The organism is Polaribacter cellanae (genome assembly GCF_017569185.1).
In the GTDB taxonomy this organism is placed as follows: Bacteria; Bacteroidota; Bacteroidia; order Flavobacteriales; family Flavobacteriaceae; genus Polaribacter; species Polaribacter cellanae.
The window spans coordinates 543256-559976 of the sequence record NZ_CP071869.1; the positions used below are offsets into that span (position 1 = coordinate 543256).

The following is a 16721-nucleotide window of genomic DNA, read 5'->3' on the forward strand; positions in this document are numbered from 1 at the left end:
AAAATTTTTAATTTCTTATTAAATAGAAAGCTTAGATCTTAAATCTGCGACTAAAAACTGCAACTGCCTACTAAATACTAAGACTGCTACTGCCAACTGAAGACTACTTCACTTTATCATAATTATCGTCCCAATTTTTAGGTTTTGGTTCGTGTAATTTACCCAAAGATTTCGCAACCAACATAGATACAGTTGCATCTCCAGTAACATTTACAGTAGTTCTACACATATCTAAAGGTCTGTCTACTGCAAAAATAAGTGCCAAACCAATGGGCAATAATTCCGCAGGAAAACCAATAGATTCTAAAACAATTACTAACATAACCATACCTGCACTTGGTACAGCTGCAGAACCTATAGAGGCTAATAAAGCTGTTAAAACAATTACTAATTGATTCGAAAAAGTTAAACCTTCTGGCCAAATAACTTGCATAATAAAAACGGCTGCAATACCTTGATATAAACTTGTTCCATCCATATTAATCGTTGCTCCAACTGGTAAAACAAACCCTGAAACTTCTTTATCTACGCCCAAATGTTCTTCTACTCTCTCCATAGTTACTGGTAAAGTTGCTGCACTCGAACTTGTAGAAAATGCTAACAATTGTGCTGGACTTATTTGCTTTAAAAACCACATTGGCGATTTTTTTGTGTACACACTTACTAAAATTAAGTAGAAACCAATCATTAAAATTAAACCTCCAACTACACACAAAGCATAAACTAATAGTTTTAAGAGAATTTCGGTATCATCAAAAGCGATAATTACGTTTGCCAACAATGCAAAAACGGCATAAGGAGCAAAAAGCATAATTAAATCGACCATTTTCATAACCATTTCATTTAAAGAATCAAAGAAATCCATTAAAGGTTTGGCTTTTTTCTCTGGAATTAATAGTAATGAAATCCCTACAAACATGGCAAAGAATATAATTTGTAACATACTTGCATCTGCAAAAGACTGAAAAATATTACTTGGAAAAATATCTACCAAAGCTTGCAAAGGACCTGCATCTTTTTGGGCAGATGCTTTTACCAACTTATCTGTAACTCCAGAATCTGATTCGTATTTTAATTTGATTTTTTCTATGGTATCTGGCGACATTCCAACACCAGGTTCAATTAAATTTACAATTCCTAAACCAATAATAATGGCTATTAAAGTGGTTCCTACATAAATAGAAATTGTTCTTAGCCCCATTTCCTTAATTTTAGAAATATCTTTTAAATCGGATATCCCTTTAATTAAAGAGGCTAAAATTAGTGGAACAGCTATTAGTTTTAATAAATTAATAAATATGGTTCCAAAAGGTTTTATCCAATCTGTAACAAATCCTTTTCCTCCATCTAAAGTATTCATAATAAATCCAAAAATGATACCAAGTACCATTCCTATTAAAATTTTCCAGTGTAATGCTAAATTTTTCATTAATTAGTTTAAATTATTAAGAACTTGAAAGGTAAAAAAAATAATTAAAAATAGGTGTGACTTTATTCTTATATTGTGTCAGATTTATAGAAAACATCCATATTAATTTTAAAAAACATAAAAATGGCAGGTATTTTAGACTTATTAAATAGTGATTTAGGAAAACAGATCGTTTCTGGTGTAGCAGGTTCTACTGGAAATGATTCCAACAAAACAAATAGTGTTTTAACAATGGCTTTGCCAGTTTTAATGAAAGCTATGGAAAGAAATGCAGCTACTCCAGAAGGTGCACAAGGCTTACAAAAAGCATTAGAAACAAAACACGATGGAAGTATTTTAGACAATCTTGGAAGTTTATTTGGTGGTGGAGTTGATGAAAGCGTGAAAAAAGATGGAGAAAATATTTTAGGGCATATTTTAGGTCAAAAACAACAAGGTGTAGAAAAAGTTATTAGTCAGAAATCTGGTTTAGATGCAGGTTCTGTTGCAAATATTTTAAAAGTTGCTGCTCCAATTTTAATGGGTGTTTTAGGAAAACAAAAGAAAGAACAAAATGTTAGTGATTCTTCTGGTTTAGGTAGTTTATTAGGTGGAATGTTAGGTGGAAATGACACGAAAAATGAACAAAGTTTCTTGGAAAAAATCTTAGACGCAGATGGAGATGGAAGCGTTGTAGATGATGTTGCTGGAATGTTTTTAGGAGGAAGTAATAAAAAATCTGGTGGACTTGGTGGTTTGTTAGGTGGTCTTTTTGGGAAATAATATTTTCTGATTATAAAATAAAAAAAAGGTCTTTTATTAATTTGAAAGACCTTTTTAGATTGAGGTAAATTTAACCTTTTACTTTTTCATAAACTTTTTGGTTACTTTTTTTCCTTCACTTGTTTCTATACTTAATAAATAAACGCCATTTTTTAGATTAGAGACATCTACTCTATTACTTCTAGTTTCTCTAATTTTGCTTCCTATAATATTAAAAATTGTAATCTTTTTAATATCTAATGTTGTCGAAATATTTAAAAATTGATTTGTAGGGTTTGGGTAAACATCAAAATTAATTAAACTAATTTCTTCATTGGATAAAATCCCTGAACATTGTGCAACTGTTTCTACAATATTATTTTTAGTATTTAAAACCCAATTGTTTATTACTGAATTTGAATCATCATCCACAAAAATACATTTTAGATTAGGTGCTGTATCTGTTTCTACATTGCCAATTGTAGATAAATTTCCGTTTCTTAAATCTAAACTTGTAATATCTAGCCCACCAACATAGACAGAAATTATATTTTTATTATCAGAAAAGTTTAATTCCGTTAATTTAGAAGAAAAAGCTGTGAAATATCTTAGTACTGTATTTTTAGTTAAATCTATCTTTTCTATTAATGTTTCACTCATATCAAATTCTTGTATTGCTGTAAAATTAGAAATACTTAAACTTGTTATTTTGTTATTAGATATATTTAATCTTCTTAACGCAATAGAAACTGTTGGTATTATTAAAGATGTCAACTTATTATTACGAACATCTAAATAGTCTAAACTTGCATTATTACCTAAAATTAAATTTGTTAATTGATTGTTTCCTAAATACAAAGCAGTAAAATTATTACTATAACTTAAATCTAAAGTTGTTAACTGATTACCAAAACAAATAAGCGTTTTTAATTGAGTAAAATCCTCTATTCCTGTTAGATTAGAAATATTTGAATTTCTAACATCCAGTTGGCTAATAGAATTAATATTAGAAGTTAAAACTTGTCCATCTAAAACATCATCTAAATTAAGATCAATTAATTTTTGCTCAAAATTAGCATCTGGTATGTTGGTTATTTTAGCAAAAGTTGCAGTAATGCTCTTGTCTGCATCCATTGTAACAGTTAATGGATTTGTAGTTCCTGTTGCATCTCCAGTCCACTCTATAAATTTAAAACCTGTATTTGCAGTTGCTGTTAAACTAACTGTTGCTCCATCTGCATAAGTTCCGTTTGTAGGATTTGGGTTTGTTGCAATAGTTCCATTTACAGCAGTTGTGGTTAATGTTCGTTTAATTTGACTAAATTTTGCAGTTATGTTTTTATCTGCATCCATGGTAATTGTAAGAGGATTTGTGTTGCCAGAAGCATCACCAGACCAACCAGAAAACTCAAAACCTGTAACAGCAGTTGCTGTTAAAATTACACTTGCACCATCATTATAAACTCCGTTTGTAGGGTTTGGGTTTGTAGCAACAGTTCCATTATTTGCTGTTATTGTTAAAGTTCTATCCATTGAAACTGAAGAACCAAACTCATAAGGCCCTAAATCTACATTGCTATTAAATATTCTTGAATTTCCTAGAATATCTGTATTTAATGTTGACGGAATTTTAGAATTATCACCAGAATCTACTGCTGGAGATAAATTTGTTAGTGTAAAATCTCTAGAAGTTTCGTTTGTAAAATTAGGGTTTGTAGCAATAATGTTTGCTTTATTTGCACCAGCAACTTGAGACATAAAGTCTTGTGCAATACAATTATAAGCACTTAAATTTCCATTTGCTTGCGAAGTACTATTTCCTATTGATTTTAAAAATGAATTAGAATTCGAAAAATTAGAATAAAATATAGAATTAGATGCTTCTAAATTTACATTTCCCCCAGCATTTTTAGATGCATTTACAACAGAAGAATTAGAATTTCCATTAGATATGTAATTGTTATGCGCAAAAGTTGAATTTACAATTTTTACATTTTGTGTAGAATTTAAATCTTGTCGAAACCAAATTGCACTTCCTGGTGAAGTAGCATCGCCTACATTGTCTAATTTATTATCATAAATTAAACAGTTTAAAATATTTATATCTAAAGTTTTTCCTGCTTTTGCTCTAGAATAAAGCATTACCCCAAAAAGACCTAAATTATTTTTTATAATGGTATTTTCAATATGTAAAGTTCCTTCAGAATCTATCATTCTTATAGCTCCACCTCTATTTGTTACTCCGTCTTTAATTGAACAATTTTTTATAGTTAAATTTTTTATTCCTGTATTTACGAAAATTCCACTTCCTTCTTTAAAATCTGTAGAAGTACCAGTTGCTTGTCCATCTTGAATTGTAAAACCATCGATTATAGAATTATCTCCTTGTATTTTTATAACATTATAAGAATTTTCTCCTCTATTATTTCCTGAAAAGGCGACTCCTGTATCATCTGCGTTTAAATCTCCAGATAAAATAGTAACATTGGTTTTGGCATCTCTTTGAGATAGCATCGTTTCATTACCAACAAACCCACCATACACTTTTAAACCATTTATTCCAAAAGCTTTACTCCTGTCTGAAGCATGAGGAATATAAGTTCCTTTTGCAACCCAAACTTCACTAAAATTTGTATCAGCCTTACTTAATCCTTCGTTTAAATCTGTATAGGCATCTGCCCAAGAATTTCCATTATTTGCGCCAGTTGCAGTTTTATTTACATAAATAGTAGCTCTTGGTGGAATAATATTAAAATATTGCACGCTCACTTTTTGTGATGCTAAATCTAAATAAGCTACATATAATTTATCTTGTGTAGCATTCAATTTTATTTGAGAACTTGGTGTAATTCCTGTAAAATTTAAGTTGATGTTTAAATCTGTTTTTACATTAGTACCTGCATTGTAAGAATATATTTTTAAATCGCTTGAAGGGTTGTAATGCATTACAAAATAAGAAGCTCCTAAAGTTTTATATTCTAAACCATAAATTCTATGACTTGGTATTTGATTATCACCAGTAATAGATGCCTCATTTTGAAAACGTAATTGTCTTTGTGCATTACTTCCTCTTCTATAATCATATAAAAATTTACTTGTATCTCCTCCAGAAGCTGCTGCTATCCCTTCAGAAAAACCATTATCTCCACCCACATTTAAAACTTCTTTAAAAAAGGTTTGATTCCATGCAGAACCATCATATTCTAAAACTTTTAATCTAATTCGAGATCTATTTACAAAAGAGGAATATTCTCCTTTGGTAAATGTGTTCGCATTTCCTAAATCAAAAGAATTACTAAAAATGTTGGTATCTATTTCTTTAGTCCAACTTGCACCTCTTTTTGCATATAATTGAAATTTTATATTATACCAAGGCGTATTATTTGTTTGAGAACCAACTACAGGTTTCCCATTCTCATCTAATTTAAAAACGATTTTATTGTGTGGCGTAATATTACCAATACTTGTTGCTTCTGAAACCCAGTTTGTTCCATTAAAACTAATTAAATCTATTTTATTAGAAGTCATATTTTTATACACAACCCAAGGTTGGTTGGTTATGGGATGAATTTCTATATGAACCATTTCTGGAATCATACCCGCTGTTGAACTAACATCTCCAAGTTCTACCCATTTAGTTCCATCGAATTTTTTAACATGTAATTTACCATCAGAAGCTTTGTCTGAATAGGCAACAAAAGGACTATTATTAGCATCAATTGCAATAGATACTTTTGCAGCTGCTGTAGTAAATTCTGCTGTTCCTTCTAATTGCCATGTTTGAGAATAAAGTGTTTTAGTTGCTAATAAATTAAATAGCAAAAAAGAGGTTAAGAATAGTAATTTTTGTTTCATAATGGAAATAATTTAAGTTATGAAACAAAAATGTTGATTTACAGCAACTAAACACCTGTTTATTTAGTGAACGGTTTGTTTTTTTTTGTGAACCGTAAATTAATTAAAGATGGTATTTATCATTTTTAGAAAAGCATCTTTACGATCTCTAGCGATTGGAATGGTTTTATTATTTTGCATTACCACATGTAAACCATCTTTTTTTACAACCTCATTCATAAACTTTAAATTGATCAAATAAGAACGATGTGGCTTGTAAAATAAGGGTTTGTCTTTTAATTGGTCTGCAAAATGTTTAAGAGTTTTGCAGATTAATTCCGATTTTCCATTCATTAGATGTACTTTGGTGTACACACCATCTGCTTCGAAATATAAAATATCTTCATGTGAAGCAAAAATAATCCCTTTTGGGATTTCCAACGCAATTTTATTTAAAGATAATTGCTGAAAAGCTTTCTCTAAATTTTGTAATTTATGGTTGATATTCTCCTCTTCAATTACCTTTTTAGCATTTTGTAAAGCCAATTTTAACTCCTCTATATCAATTGGTTTCATTAAATAATCGATGGCAGATAAACGAAAAGCTTCAATAGCATATTGGCTATAAGCTGTTGTGAAAATAATTTGAAAATTTATTTTTTCATTTTTAAAGAAATCTAATATTTCTAAACCCGAATTTTGAGGCATTTCTATGTCTAAAAATACAATTTGAGGTGCTGTATTTTTTATTAGCTCTACACCTTCTACCAAATTAGAAGCCTCTAAAATAGTGTTAATTCCAGTACATTCTTCTTGTAATAGATTTGCTAAAACGTTTCTGGCTCTGCTTTCATCATCAATAATTAATATTTTCATGGTTATTGATTTATGGGAATTTTAATGATAATTTTTGTACCGGTTGCAATTTCATTTTCAGATAAATCTTCTATCAAGATTTCTAAATTAGAATTATTTGCAAGGTTTAATAAGTTTATTCTTTTTTGATTGGCAGAAGTGGCAAAAGATTTGTGCTTTCCAACTCTTTTTTTATTGATTTCTGCAGCTGCCTCTCTTCCAATTCCATTGTCTAAAATGGTACAAATTAATGTGGAAGAATAGTTATCTTTTTCAAATAAAATATCTAATTTCTTATTATCAATTTTATGTAATAAACCATGTTTTAAAGCATTCTCTACATAAGGTTGCAATAATAAAGAAGGTATATATATTTGCTCTAAATTTAAACCATCATCAATGACAATATTGAAAACAAAATCGTCGTTAAATCGATCTTTTTCGAGTTCTAAATACAATCTTAATGCTTTAATTTCTTCTGCTAATGTTACAGTATCATTCTGGCTTTGTTCTAAATAAATTCGAATTAATTTAGAGAATTTCACTAAATATTGTCGTGCTAATTTTTTTTCATTTAAAATGATAAAATCCTGTATAGAATTTAACGCATTAAAGATAAAATGAGGGTTCATTTGCGAACGTAAATTCTCTAATTGAGAATACACCAATTCTTTCGTTATTTTTTCTTTTTCTAATGCAATTTTCTGCTCTTTTCTTAAACGTTTATTCTGTTTTTTGAAATATATAAAAATTAAAAACACCACTAAAAAAAGCATTAACAATAAAAACCAGAATGTTTTGTAGAAAGGTTTTGTTACAGTAATTGGCAATAATAAAACGTTAGAATATGCTGTTTGAAATTTATTTTTTGCTCTAACTTTTAAAAGAAATTTTCCTGATGGAAGTGTGTTAAATGTAATGAAGTTAATTCCGTTTTCGATTGCATTCCAATTATTAGAAAACCTCTCTAATAAGTATTCATAACCTACATTTTCTTTAGATTGAAAACCGTTACTATTAAATTCTACTTTAAAATTACTTTCTAACTCTTTTAATTTTAATTCTTTCGGAAATTCTTTTACAGAATCATTAACAATCAATTGCGTAAAATACAATTCAGGAATTTTTCTTTTTTTAAACACCTTATGTTTGTTAAAACTTAATAAACCCTTATTTGTTGTTATAAATACTAAAGAATCTAAAACTGCAATATTATCAATTGCATAAGAATTTAAACCATCGATTTTTGCAAGTGTGTTTAGTGTTTTGTTGGTTTTATCGTATTTCTGTAAACCATTTTCTGTAGAAATCCACAATTCATTTTTATATGCCTCAATTTGATTTATTACATTAGAAGTCAATCCATTTTTAACAACTAAACTATCTACAAAAGTATTGTTTTTAAAAGCAAACACCCCTTTATTATGTGTTGCTACCCAAATGGTTCCATCTTCTAATTCTGCTAATTTAGAACCATAAACTCGCTTGTTTTTATATTTTAGATACGTTCCCTTTTCTTTATCGATGTCGTATTTTAAAAAACCATCTATCATTGTAGCATAATAGCTATTCTCTTTTTTTGCATATAAAGCGGCATAGGTTCTTTTATGAATTAAATGTTTGTATTGTTTCGATGTAATATTTATTTGAGACAAACTATTGGGTGTACTTACTAAATAATTATCATTATTTATAAAATCTACAGACTTCCAAGCCGCACTTTCATTAATTGATTTGAAAGAATTATTATTAAGATTATAGTTTACAGCATAATTGGAAGTTCCTATTAAAAGAGAATTGTTTTTAGGAATGTAATAAAACGTTTTTACAGCAGTATTTGAGATAAAGTTTAGTTTTTTTATGGCTTTTGTTGAAATATGATATTCTTCTACTGTGCCATTACTACTGGCTAAAAAAAGTGTTTTATCATTTTTTTTTCTAAGCGTAGTTATCTTATCAAATAATTGATTGTACACTTTAATTTCTTTATTAGAAATAATATAAATACCATTTCTTAAAGTCGAAAACCAGTAATTTTCATTTTTATCTAAGACTACTTCTGTAACATAATTGTCTTTAAAATAGCGATCGTTAATTATTAACCGATTATCTTTTATTGATGTTGAAAAAACCCCCTTATTAGATAATAAAAATAGTGTGTTTTTAATGATAGTAACTTTATGAATTAAAATTCCATTCAAATATTCAGGAACGTTAATTTGTGTGTTTTTACTTGTATTTAACTCACTTATTTTTAAACTAAGTTCTTTTTCACTTTGTGCTAAGATGTATTTTTTTTCATGCAATTTAAAACCAATTTTACGACCTCTAACATATTCGTCTTTTGAACCTAAGCTACTTACAAATACTTTTTCTTTATTAATATCTGTAATTTTAAATAAATTATAATTGGAAGAAAAATGAAAATCTTTAAAATTATCATTTAATTCCTCTGTAGGAATACCATCTGTATTTTTTAAAACTCTTTCGTTTTTTTTAGTTGTAAGATTTGTAAAAGAAATGTATTTATTATTAATAGTTACCAAATAATTCTCAAGAAAATAGTAATCTACAAGGGTATTTATATCTTCGAAATCTTTAAATAAATGAAGTTTATTGTTTTCTACGTAAAAAAATTGGCCTGCTAAATTATTACACCAAACTCTTCCTTTTAAATCTGTTTTTAGTCCAAATAAAGATCGTCCACGTTTTAAAGGATTGTCTAAAAGTTGGTATTCTCTTCCATTGTATTTAAATAAACCTTTATCTGCCGCCAACCAAATGAAGCCGTCTTTATCTGTCAATAAATCGTAAAATTCGATATCTGGTAAACCATCTTTCTCAGTTAAATGCTGTATTTTTTTTCACAAAGTTGGTTTGTATCAAAAATACAATTATTTAGAAAAAAAAGTAAAAAAAGTTAGTGAGTGGTGCTTTTCTATTAGTGAGCGTTGTTATTTTACCTTATAACAAGATTTGTAAATTTCTTCGTACACAGGTAAAATATTTTCTAATGAGAATTGTTTGGTATGCTCTTTCGCATTTTGCTTAAATTTCTCTAAAATAGCATCGTCTTTTAAAATTGAAATGGCATTTTTAGCCATATCTTCTACATCTCCTAAATTACTTAAATAACCCGTTTTTCCTTGAATATTAACTTCTGGCAAACCACCTGTATTTGTAGAAATAACAGATGTTCCTGCAGCCATTGCTTCTAAAGCTGCCAAACCAAAACTCTCTGTTTGTGATGGTAATAGAAAAACATCTGTATAACATAAAATCTTAGCTACTTCTGTACTGTTCCCTAAAAAGAAAACATCGTCTGCAATTTTTAATTCTTTGGCTAATTTTTTGGCTTTTATTTTTTCTGGACCTTCGCCAATCATTAATAATTTAGCCGGAATTTCTTTTTTTACTTCAGCAAAAATTTTAATGACATCTTCTACCCTTTTTACAGGTCTAAAATTACTAATATGTGTTAAAATTCGTTCATTCGGTTTTGCTAATGCACTTCTTTTACATTCTTCTTTGTGAGCATTGTCGTATTTTTCTGTATCAATAAAATTATAAACAACTTGAATATTCTTAGTTATATTAAACAATTTATTGGTAGTTTCTTTTAGGTTATTAGAAACTGCAGTAACCACATCCGAGTTATTAATGCTAAATTCTACAGCTGTTTTATAGGTTGGATGACTTCCAACCAATGTAATGTCTGTTCCATGAAGTGTGGTTACCACTCTAACATCTAACCCTTTTTCTCTTAACATTTGCTTTGCCATAAAAGCAGCATACGCATGTGGAATTGCATAATGTACGTGTAAAACTTCTAAGTCGTATTTCCTTACAATTTCTACCATTTTACTCGATAAAGCTAATTCGTAAGGTTGATATTCGAATAATGGATATTCTTCGATTACAACTTGATGAAAATGCAATTGATGAGAAAGAAAATCTAAGCGAACTGGTTGGTTATACGTAATAAAATGAACTTCATGCCCTTTATTTGCTAGTGCCATTCCTAATTCTGTAGCTACTACTCCACTTCCACCAAATGTTGGATAACAAACAATCCCTATTTTCATATATTATTTTGAAAAATTTATTAATTGTAAATATAAAGCTAATCTTACAGTTGAAATCAAAATAAATGCATAAAAAAAGAGCTTTTCTATATTTTAAAAAGCTCTTTTATATATTTTTTTAGATTCTGAAATAAATTCAGGATTAGTTCACTAATAATCTCCTAAAGTTGCAGGGTTTTGAGCCAAAGCATTTTCTAACTGCTCGTCATTTGGTGCTTTTCCATGCCAAGCATGTGTGTGCATCATAAAATCTACTCCATTCCCCATTTCTGTATGTAATAAAATACAAACTGGTTTTCCTTTTCCTGTTAATGATTTTGCTTCTTTTAAAGCTTCTAAAATTGTGTTGATATCATTTCCTTTTTCTACATCTAAAACCAACCAATCAAAAGCTTCGAACTTTGCTTTTAAATTTCCCATTGGTAAAACATCGTCTGTAGCTCCATCTATTTGCTTTTCGTTTAAATCGATAGTACAAATAATATTATCTACTTTTTTTGCAGATGCATACATAATTGCTTCCCAGTTTTGCCCTTCTTGCAATTCTCCATCTCCATGTAAAGTATAAATAATTTTATTGTCTCCATTTAACTTTTTAGCTTCTGCAGCACCTAACGCAACAGACATTCCCTGTCCTAGAGAACCAGATGCAATTCTTACTCCTGGCAAACCTTCATGAGTTGTTGGATGTCCTTGTAAACGAGAATCTAACAACCTAAATGTTGCTAATTCTTCTACTGGAAAAAAACCACTATGTGCCAATACACTATAAAATACTGGAGAAATATGTCCGTTTGATAAAAAGAATACATCTTCGTTTTTACCATCCATTTTAAAGTCTGTAGAATAGTCCATTACTTCTTGATAAAGACATGTAATAAACTCTGCACAACCTAAAGAACCTCCTGGATGTCCAGAATTTACTTTGTGTACCATTCTTAATATATCTCTACGAACTTGTTGTGTAAAATCTTGTAATTGTTGTGTTGTTGACATTTTATGATTTTATTTTTATCCTGACAAAAATACAAAAGTGATTGAATTTGTATGGATTTTAAAAAATATTTATTGAAGTTTTATTAACAGTTTATTTATTCTTTTATAATTGATTTTTTTTATTGAGATTGAGTAAGTGCGTTAGGGATTGAAATGGAAATCCTTTTGCCTTTTTTTAGGCAAAAGATTGTATTGGAAAGCCCGCTCGAACGCCCAAAAATAATTACGTTTTTTGCTTTTTCTTTTTTGCTGCTGGAAACAACACATTATTTAAAATTAGGCGATAACCTGGAGAAGTTGGGTGTAAATCTAACTCTGTTTTTGGGTCGCCAACTCTGTGTGTGTAGTCTTCTGGATCATGTCCTCCATAAAAAGTGAACATTCCTTTTCCTTTGGTTCCATGGATATAACGTGCTTCTCGGTTTACTTTATTTTCTCCTAAAACCAATACATTACTTTTAACGGTACTTCTATCGAAAGAAGTAGTTTGTCCCATAAAACCTTTAACTAAAACTGTATGATTTTGAGTTAACATGGTTGGCACTGGATCCCATTTTGCGGAAAATTCTACCAAAGAGAAATAATCGGATGTTTTAGGAATTTTGCGTTTACGAGTCATATCTATTGTAGAAAACTCGTAAGTTGTTGGATTTCTAATTAATTCGAAATTTTTAAAAGCAAAGGTTTTATTAAAATTTATTTTCGATTGGTAATTGGGTGTGGTTGCATCTCCATCGAACATTGCTTCTGCAATATCTACGCCTTCTGCAGATAAGGCAATATCGAAACTATCGGTTGCAGAACACATAGCAAACATAAAGCCACCACCAACAACGTAATCTCTAATTTTTTTAGCAACTGCTAATTTTTCTTGTGATACTTTAGAATACCCTAATTCTTTGGCTAATTTTTCGGCTCTTTGTTTTCCTTTAATATACCAAGGTGCAGTTCTAAAGGAACCATAAAACCGACCATACTGCCCTGTAAAATCTTCGTGATGTAAATGCAACCACTCGTAAATTAATAATTTATCTTCTAAAACTTCTTTATCGTAAACTATATCAAAAGGAATTTCGGCATAGGTTAAAACCATGGTTACAGCATCGTCCCAAGGCATTTTATCTTTTGGAGAATAGACTGCAATTTTTGGTGCTTTTTCTAGAGTTACTGCATCTTGATTGGAGCTTGGAGCTGCAATTTTTTGTAAAATAATTTGTGCTTTTGCATCGGAAATTACTTGATAAGAAACGCCACGAATTTTACATTCGTTTTCTACAATTTTGTTGTTTTCTATTAAAAATGCACCTCCATCGTAATTTAATAACCATTTCGATTTTAAACCTGCTTCTAAAGAGAAATAGACAATTCCGTACGCTTTTAAGTGGTTTTTTTGATTATCGTTACTCATAGGAACATATATAAATGATGCCCAAATTGAGTTTGAGAGGAATAAGAATGTAAGTATTGTTAAATTTTTTTTCATTAAACTATTTTTTAAGACCAGCAATATAACTTTCTGCTGTCATTACTGGAAGTGCTGAATTTTTAAAATCTTTTAAATCTCGTGTAATTATAAAAGCACAATTTGCATCTATAGCAGAATAGTATTGCAAGCCGTCTTCAAAATCAGGGAAAGTTACATCACTTAAAGCAAGTTCGATTATCTTATCGCTTAAAGAAATAATCTCAACTAAAACTTTAAATTTAGCAATAGCTTCTCTTGCTAATTCTTTTGATTTTAAATTGGAAATAATATAATGTGTGTTGGCAATAGTTAATGCCGAAACTACCAGTTTTAGTTTTCCTTCATCTGACAATGTAAAAATTTTTTCTGCGTATTTATAGAATGGTTTTCTTTCCAAGAGTAAGTCAACAACTATATTTGTATCTATAAATAGGATTTGCATTTATTTATATTTTTCGATAATATAATCCCTATACATTTGTTTTTCATCAATATCTCCATCGTATTTAGCAATACCGCTTAAACTTTTTACAAAAGAAGATGTTTCTATGTCATCTGATTTACTTTTCTTTAATTTAGTTAATACTGCTAAATAATTTTCAATAAGTTTAGACAAACTTGTTTGATGCTCTTTTGCATACAATTTTGCCTGTTCAATAACAGATTTATCTAATTTAAGTGTGAGTTTTGAATCCATAATAATCAATTATACGTACAAATATAATGTAATTTTACGTGTTAATATTTTATTTTTTTACTTTGATTGGTACTATTACAATTATAAACATAAATTAATAATGTCTAAATTAAGTATGAGATCATAAAAAATGTTAGTATATGTAAAGAGTTTTTCAAAATAAATCAACCGAATTAAAGTTATCGTTTTTAGTATTTGTAGGATTTGATAAAGAAACTTCTATTACTTCTTTACTATACTGTTTAAAAAATAAATTTAAACTGTTTTTTAAATCATCGATAAAATGACCAAGGTTTTTAGAAGATGCAATAGTAATTGTTGTAGAATCTTTCTCATTAAAGATTTTTGTATTCATAAATATGGAAAAATCAACTAATTCAAAATCAATTTCCTCTTTTATATTTAGTCTTGCATCATATAATTCTCCTTCTATAATTATCAAAGGAATATAAAAATTACATTGTCTTAAATTCGAATCATTAAACTTATTTTTAATATAATTGCATGCTTTTAATAAACTTAATGAAGAATTGTAAGCAATATCTTTGCTGTCTCTGTAAGCAATTACAACATTGTAACCAGCACTATTTATATCTGGAAAAATGTTATTAAATTGTAAATTCTCATTAACGTTAGAGTTTTCAAAAAGAATTTCCGCATTTCTTGTTGCAAATGGCTTAAAACGATTTAACTTGGAATTTATTAGATTATCATTTTTAAAAACTATCCAAGGTTTGTCTGTTGATTTTTTACATTCTATAACAAATGAAAAATTAAAAGAAACACCATTTATTATTTTTCCATAATAAGCAATAATATCTAATTCTCTGTATTTATTGGTATCAATATCTTTATAAAGTATAGATTGTGTTATTTTGAAACCCTTTTTCTGAAATAAATTTGCAACTTTCATCTCAAATGGATATCCATTTTTTAAAATCCACTTTTTTAAACTTGCTTCTTTTTCATTCATTTTATAAAGTTAATGAATTAAAATGGCATTTCATCATCATCATTACCAAATGCATCTTTTGGATCTACGCCTCCTGCTCCTGCAAAAGGGTCTTCAGGGAAATCTGCATTCATAGAAGATTGGAATTCAGAACTAAAACCTTCCTCTAAATCCGAGAATTTTGCCAAATGTCCTGTAAACTTTAGACGAATATTATCCAAACCACCATTCCTGTGTTTGGCAACAATAAATTCTCCTTGTCCTTCACATGGTGTGTGTTCATCATCATCCCATTCTGTCATTCCATAATATTCTGGACGAAAAATAAAACTTACAATATCTGCATCTTGCTCAATCGCACCAGATTCACGTAAATCGGATAATAAAGGTCTTTTAGATCCTCCACGTGTTTCTACAGCCCTTGATAATTGAGAAAGTGCAATTACTGGAACAGATAATTCTTTTGCTAAGGCTTTTAGGTTTCTAGAAATCATAGAAATTTCTTGTTCACGGTTTCCTCCTGCTTTTCCTCCAGCTGTCATTAATTGTAAATAGTCAATTACTATAATTCGTACATTATGTTGCGAAACTAATCTTCTTGCTTTTGCACGTAAATCGAAAATTGATAATGATGGTGTATCATCTATAAAAATAGGCGCATCTGATAATTTCTTAACTTTTACGTTTAATTGTTCCCATTCATGTGGCTCTAAATTTCCTTTTCTTAATTTTTCTGAAGTTAAACCTGTTTCCGAAGAAATCATACGAGTAATTAATTGTACAGAAGACATCTCCAAAGAAAATACTGCAACTCCATGATTAAAATCTATCGCCATATTTTTTGCCATGGAAATTACAAATGCTGTTTTTCCCATACCAGGTCTTGCTGCTATAATTACTAAATCGGAGGGTTGCCAACCAGAAGTTAGTGCATCTAGTTTGGTAAAACCTGTTGCCAAGCCAGACATTCCTTCTTTGTTACCAATTTCTTGAATTTTTCTTAAGGCTTGCTTTACTAAAGAACCTGCATCTTCTGAACTCTTTTTTAGATTTCCTTGTGTAACTTCGAACAATTTCCCCTCTGCATCGTCTAATAAATCGAAAACATCTGTACTATCGTCGTACGCATTTTCTATTATTTCACTAGAAATTGAAATTAATTTACGCTGAATGTATTTTTGTAGAATAATTCTTGCATGAAATTCGATATGTGCAGAGGAAGCTACTTTTTGCGTTAAACGTATTAAGAAAAAATCGCCTCCAACAAAATCTAACTTTCCGTTCTTTTTTAACAAATTAGAAACAGTTAACAAGTCGATTGGTTCTGAATTTTGAAATAATTCGTAAATCGCTGCGTAAATTTCGTGATGTTTTGCATCGTAAAAAGCCTCTGCACTTAAAATGTCAATTACATCGTCAATTCCTTTTTTGTCAATCATCATTGCTCCCAAAACAGCTTCTTCCAATTCCACTGCCTGTGGAGGAATCTTCCCTTTTTCGAGACTAATAATTCTTGCCTTATCTATCTTTTTTCCTGCGACAGCATTCGTTTTTTCCATGGTTACAAATGTACTTTTTTACTTTGGTAGCGCTTACAAATTGATAACTTTTATTTGTACACAAATATTGTAAACTAAATTGTTATTATCTTGTTAATAACCAGCGAA

Annotated in this window: 12 protein-coding genes; 1 reads left to right on the forward strand and 11 read right to left on the reverse strand. The window is 29.3% G+C overall.

The window, feature by feature from the left end:
- Positions 1-103: 103 nt before the first annotated feature.
- Positions 104-1429: a dicarboxylate/amino acid:cation symporter gene (locus tag J3359_RS02480; RefSeq protein WP_208079175.1), complete on the reverse strand. Its 1326-nt coding sequence runs from the start codon at positions 1427-1429 to the stop codon at positions 104-106.
- 123 nt (positions 1430-1552) lie between these two features.
- Between J3359_RS02480 and J3359_RS02485 the strand changes: the two genes are divergently transcribed.
- Complete coding sequence (locus tag J3359_RS02485; RefSeq protein WP_208079176.1) at positions 1553-2191, forward strand: DUF937 domain-containing protein; 639 nt, start codon at positions 1553-1555, stop codon at positions 2189-2191.
- A 78-nt stretch (positions 2192-2269) separates the two neighbouring features.
- Here J3359_RS02485 and J3359_RS02490 read toward each other — a convergent pair whose 3' ends face one another.
- From J3359_RS02490 to dnaB, 10 genes are all read right to left on the reverse strand, one after another.
- Positions 2270-6025: an InlB B-repeat-containing protein gene (locus J3359_RS02490; RefSeq protein WP_208079177.1), complete on the reverse strand. Its 3756-nt coding sequence runs from the start codon at positions 6023-6025 to the stop codon at positions 2270-2272.
- Between the two features lie 99 nt (positions 6026-6124).
- Positions 6125-6880, reverse strand: a complete 756-nt coding sequence (locus tag J3359_RS02495; RefSeq protein ID WP_208079178.1) for a LytR/AlgR family response regulator transcription factor — start codon at positions 6878-6880, stop codon at positions 6125-6127.
- Positions 6881-6882: 2 nt separating this feature from the next.
- Positions 6883-9663 (reverse strand): sensor histidine kinase, encoded by a 2781-nt coding sequence (locus J3359_RS02500; protein WP_208079179.1) that lies wholly within the window; start codon positions 9661-9663, stop codon positions 6883-6885.
- Positions 9664-9813: 150 nt separating this feature from the next.
- Entirely contained in the window at positions 9814-10944 is a 1131-nt protein-coding gene (gene bshA / locus J3359_RS02505) for an N-acetyl-alpha-D-glucosaminyl L-malate synthase BshA (protein ID WP_208079180.1), read from the reverse strand.
- 150 nt (positions 10945-11094) lie between these two features.
- Positions 11095-11940, reverse strand: coding sequence for a transketolase (locus tag J3359_RS02510; RefSeq protein WP_208079181.1), 846 nt, complete (start codon positions 11938-11940; stop codon positions 11095-11097).
- Between the two features lie 223 nt (positions 11941-12163).
- On the reverse strand, positions 12164-13348 hold the full coding sequence (locus tag J3359_RS02515; RefSeq protein WP_437440109.1) for an asparagine synthetase B: 1185 nt from the start codon (positions 13346-13348) through the stop codon (positions 12164-12166).
- A gap of 79 nt (positions 13349-13427) precedes the next feature.
- Positions 13428-13847 (reverse strand): type II toxin-antitoxin system VapC family toxin, encoded by a 420-nt coding sequence (locus tag J3359_RS02520; protein ID WP_208079183.1) that lies wholly within the window; start codon positions 13845-13847, stop codon positions 13428-13430.
- Positions 13848-14102: a DUF6364 family protein gene (locus J3359_RS02525; RefSeq protein ID WP_208079184.1), complete on the reverse strand. Its 255-nt coding sequence runs from the start codon at positions 14100-14102 to the stop codon at positions 13848-13850.
- Positions 14103-14256: 154 nt separating this feature from the next.
- A complete protein-coding gene (locus J3359_RS02530) occupies positions 14257-15075 on the reverse strand; it encodes a hypothetical protein (RefSeq protein WP_208079185.1) in 819 nt (272 codons plus the stop codon).
- A 17-nt stretch (positions 15076-15092) separates the two neighbouring features.
- The gene (gene dnaB / locus J3359_RS02535; protein ID WP_208079186.1) at positions 15093-16613 is read right to left on the reverse strand and encodes a replicative DNA helicase; all 1521 of its coding nucleotides are present in this window, start codon (positions 16611-16613) and stop codon (positions 15093-15095) included.
- Positions 16614-16721 lie beyond the last annotated feature (108 nt).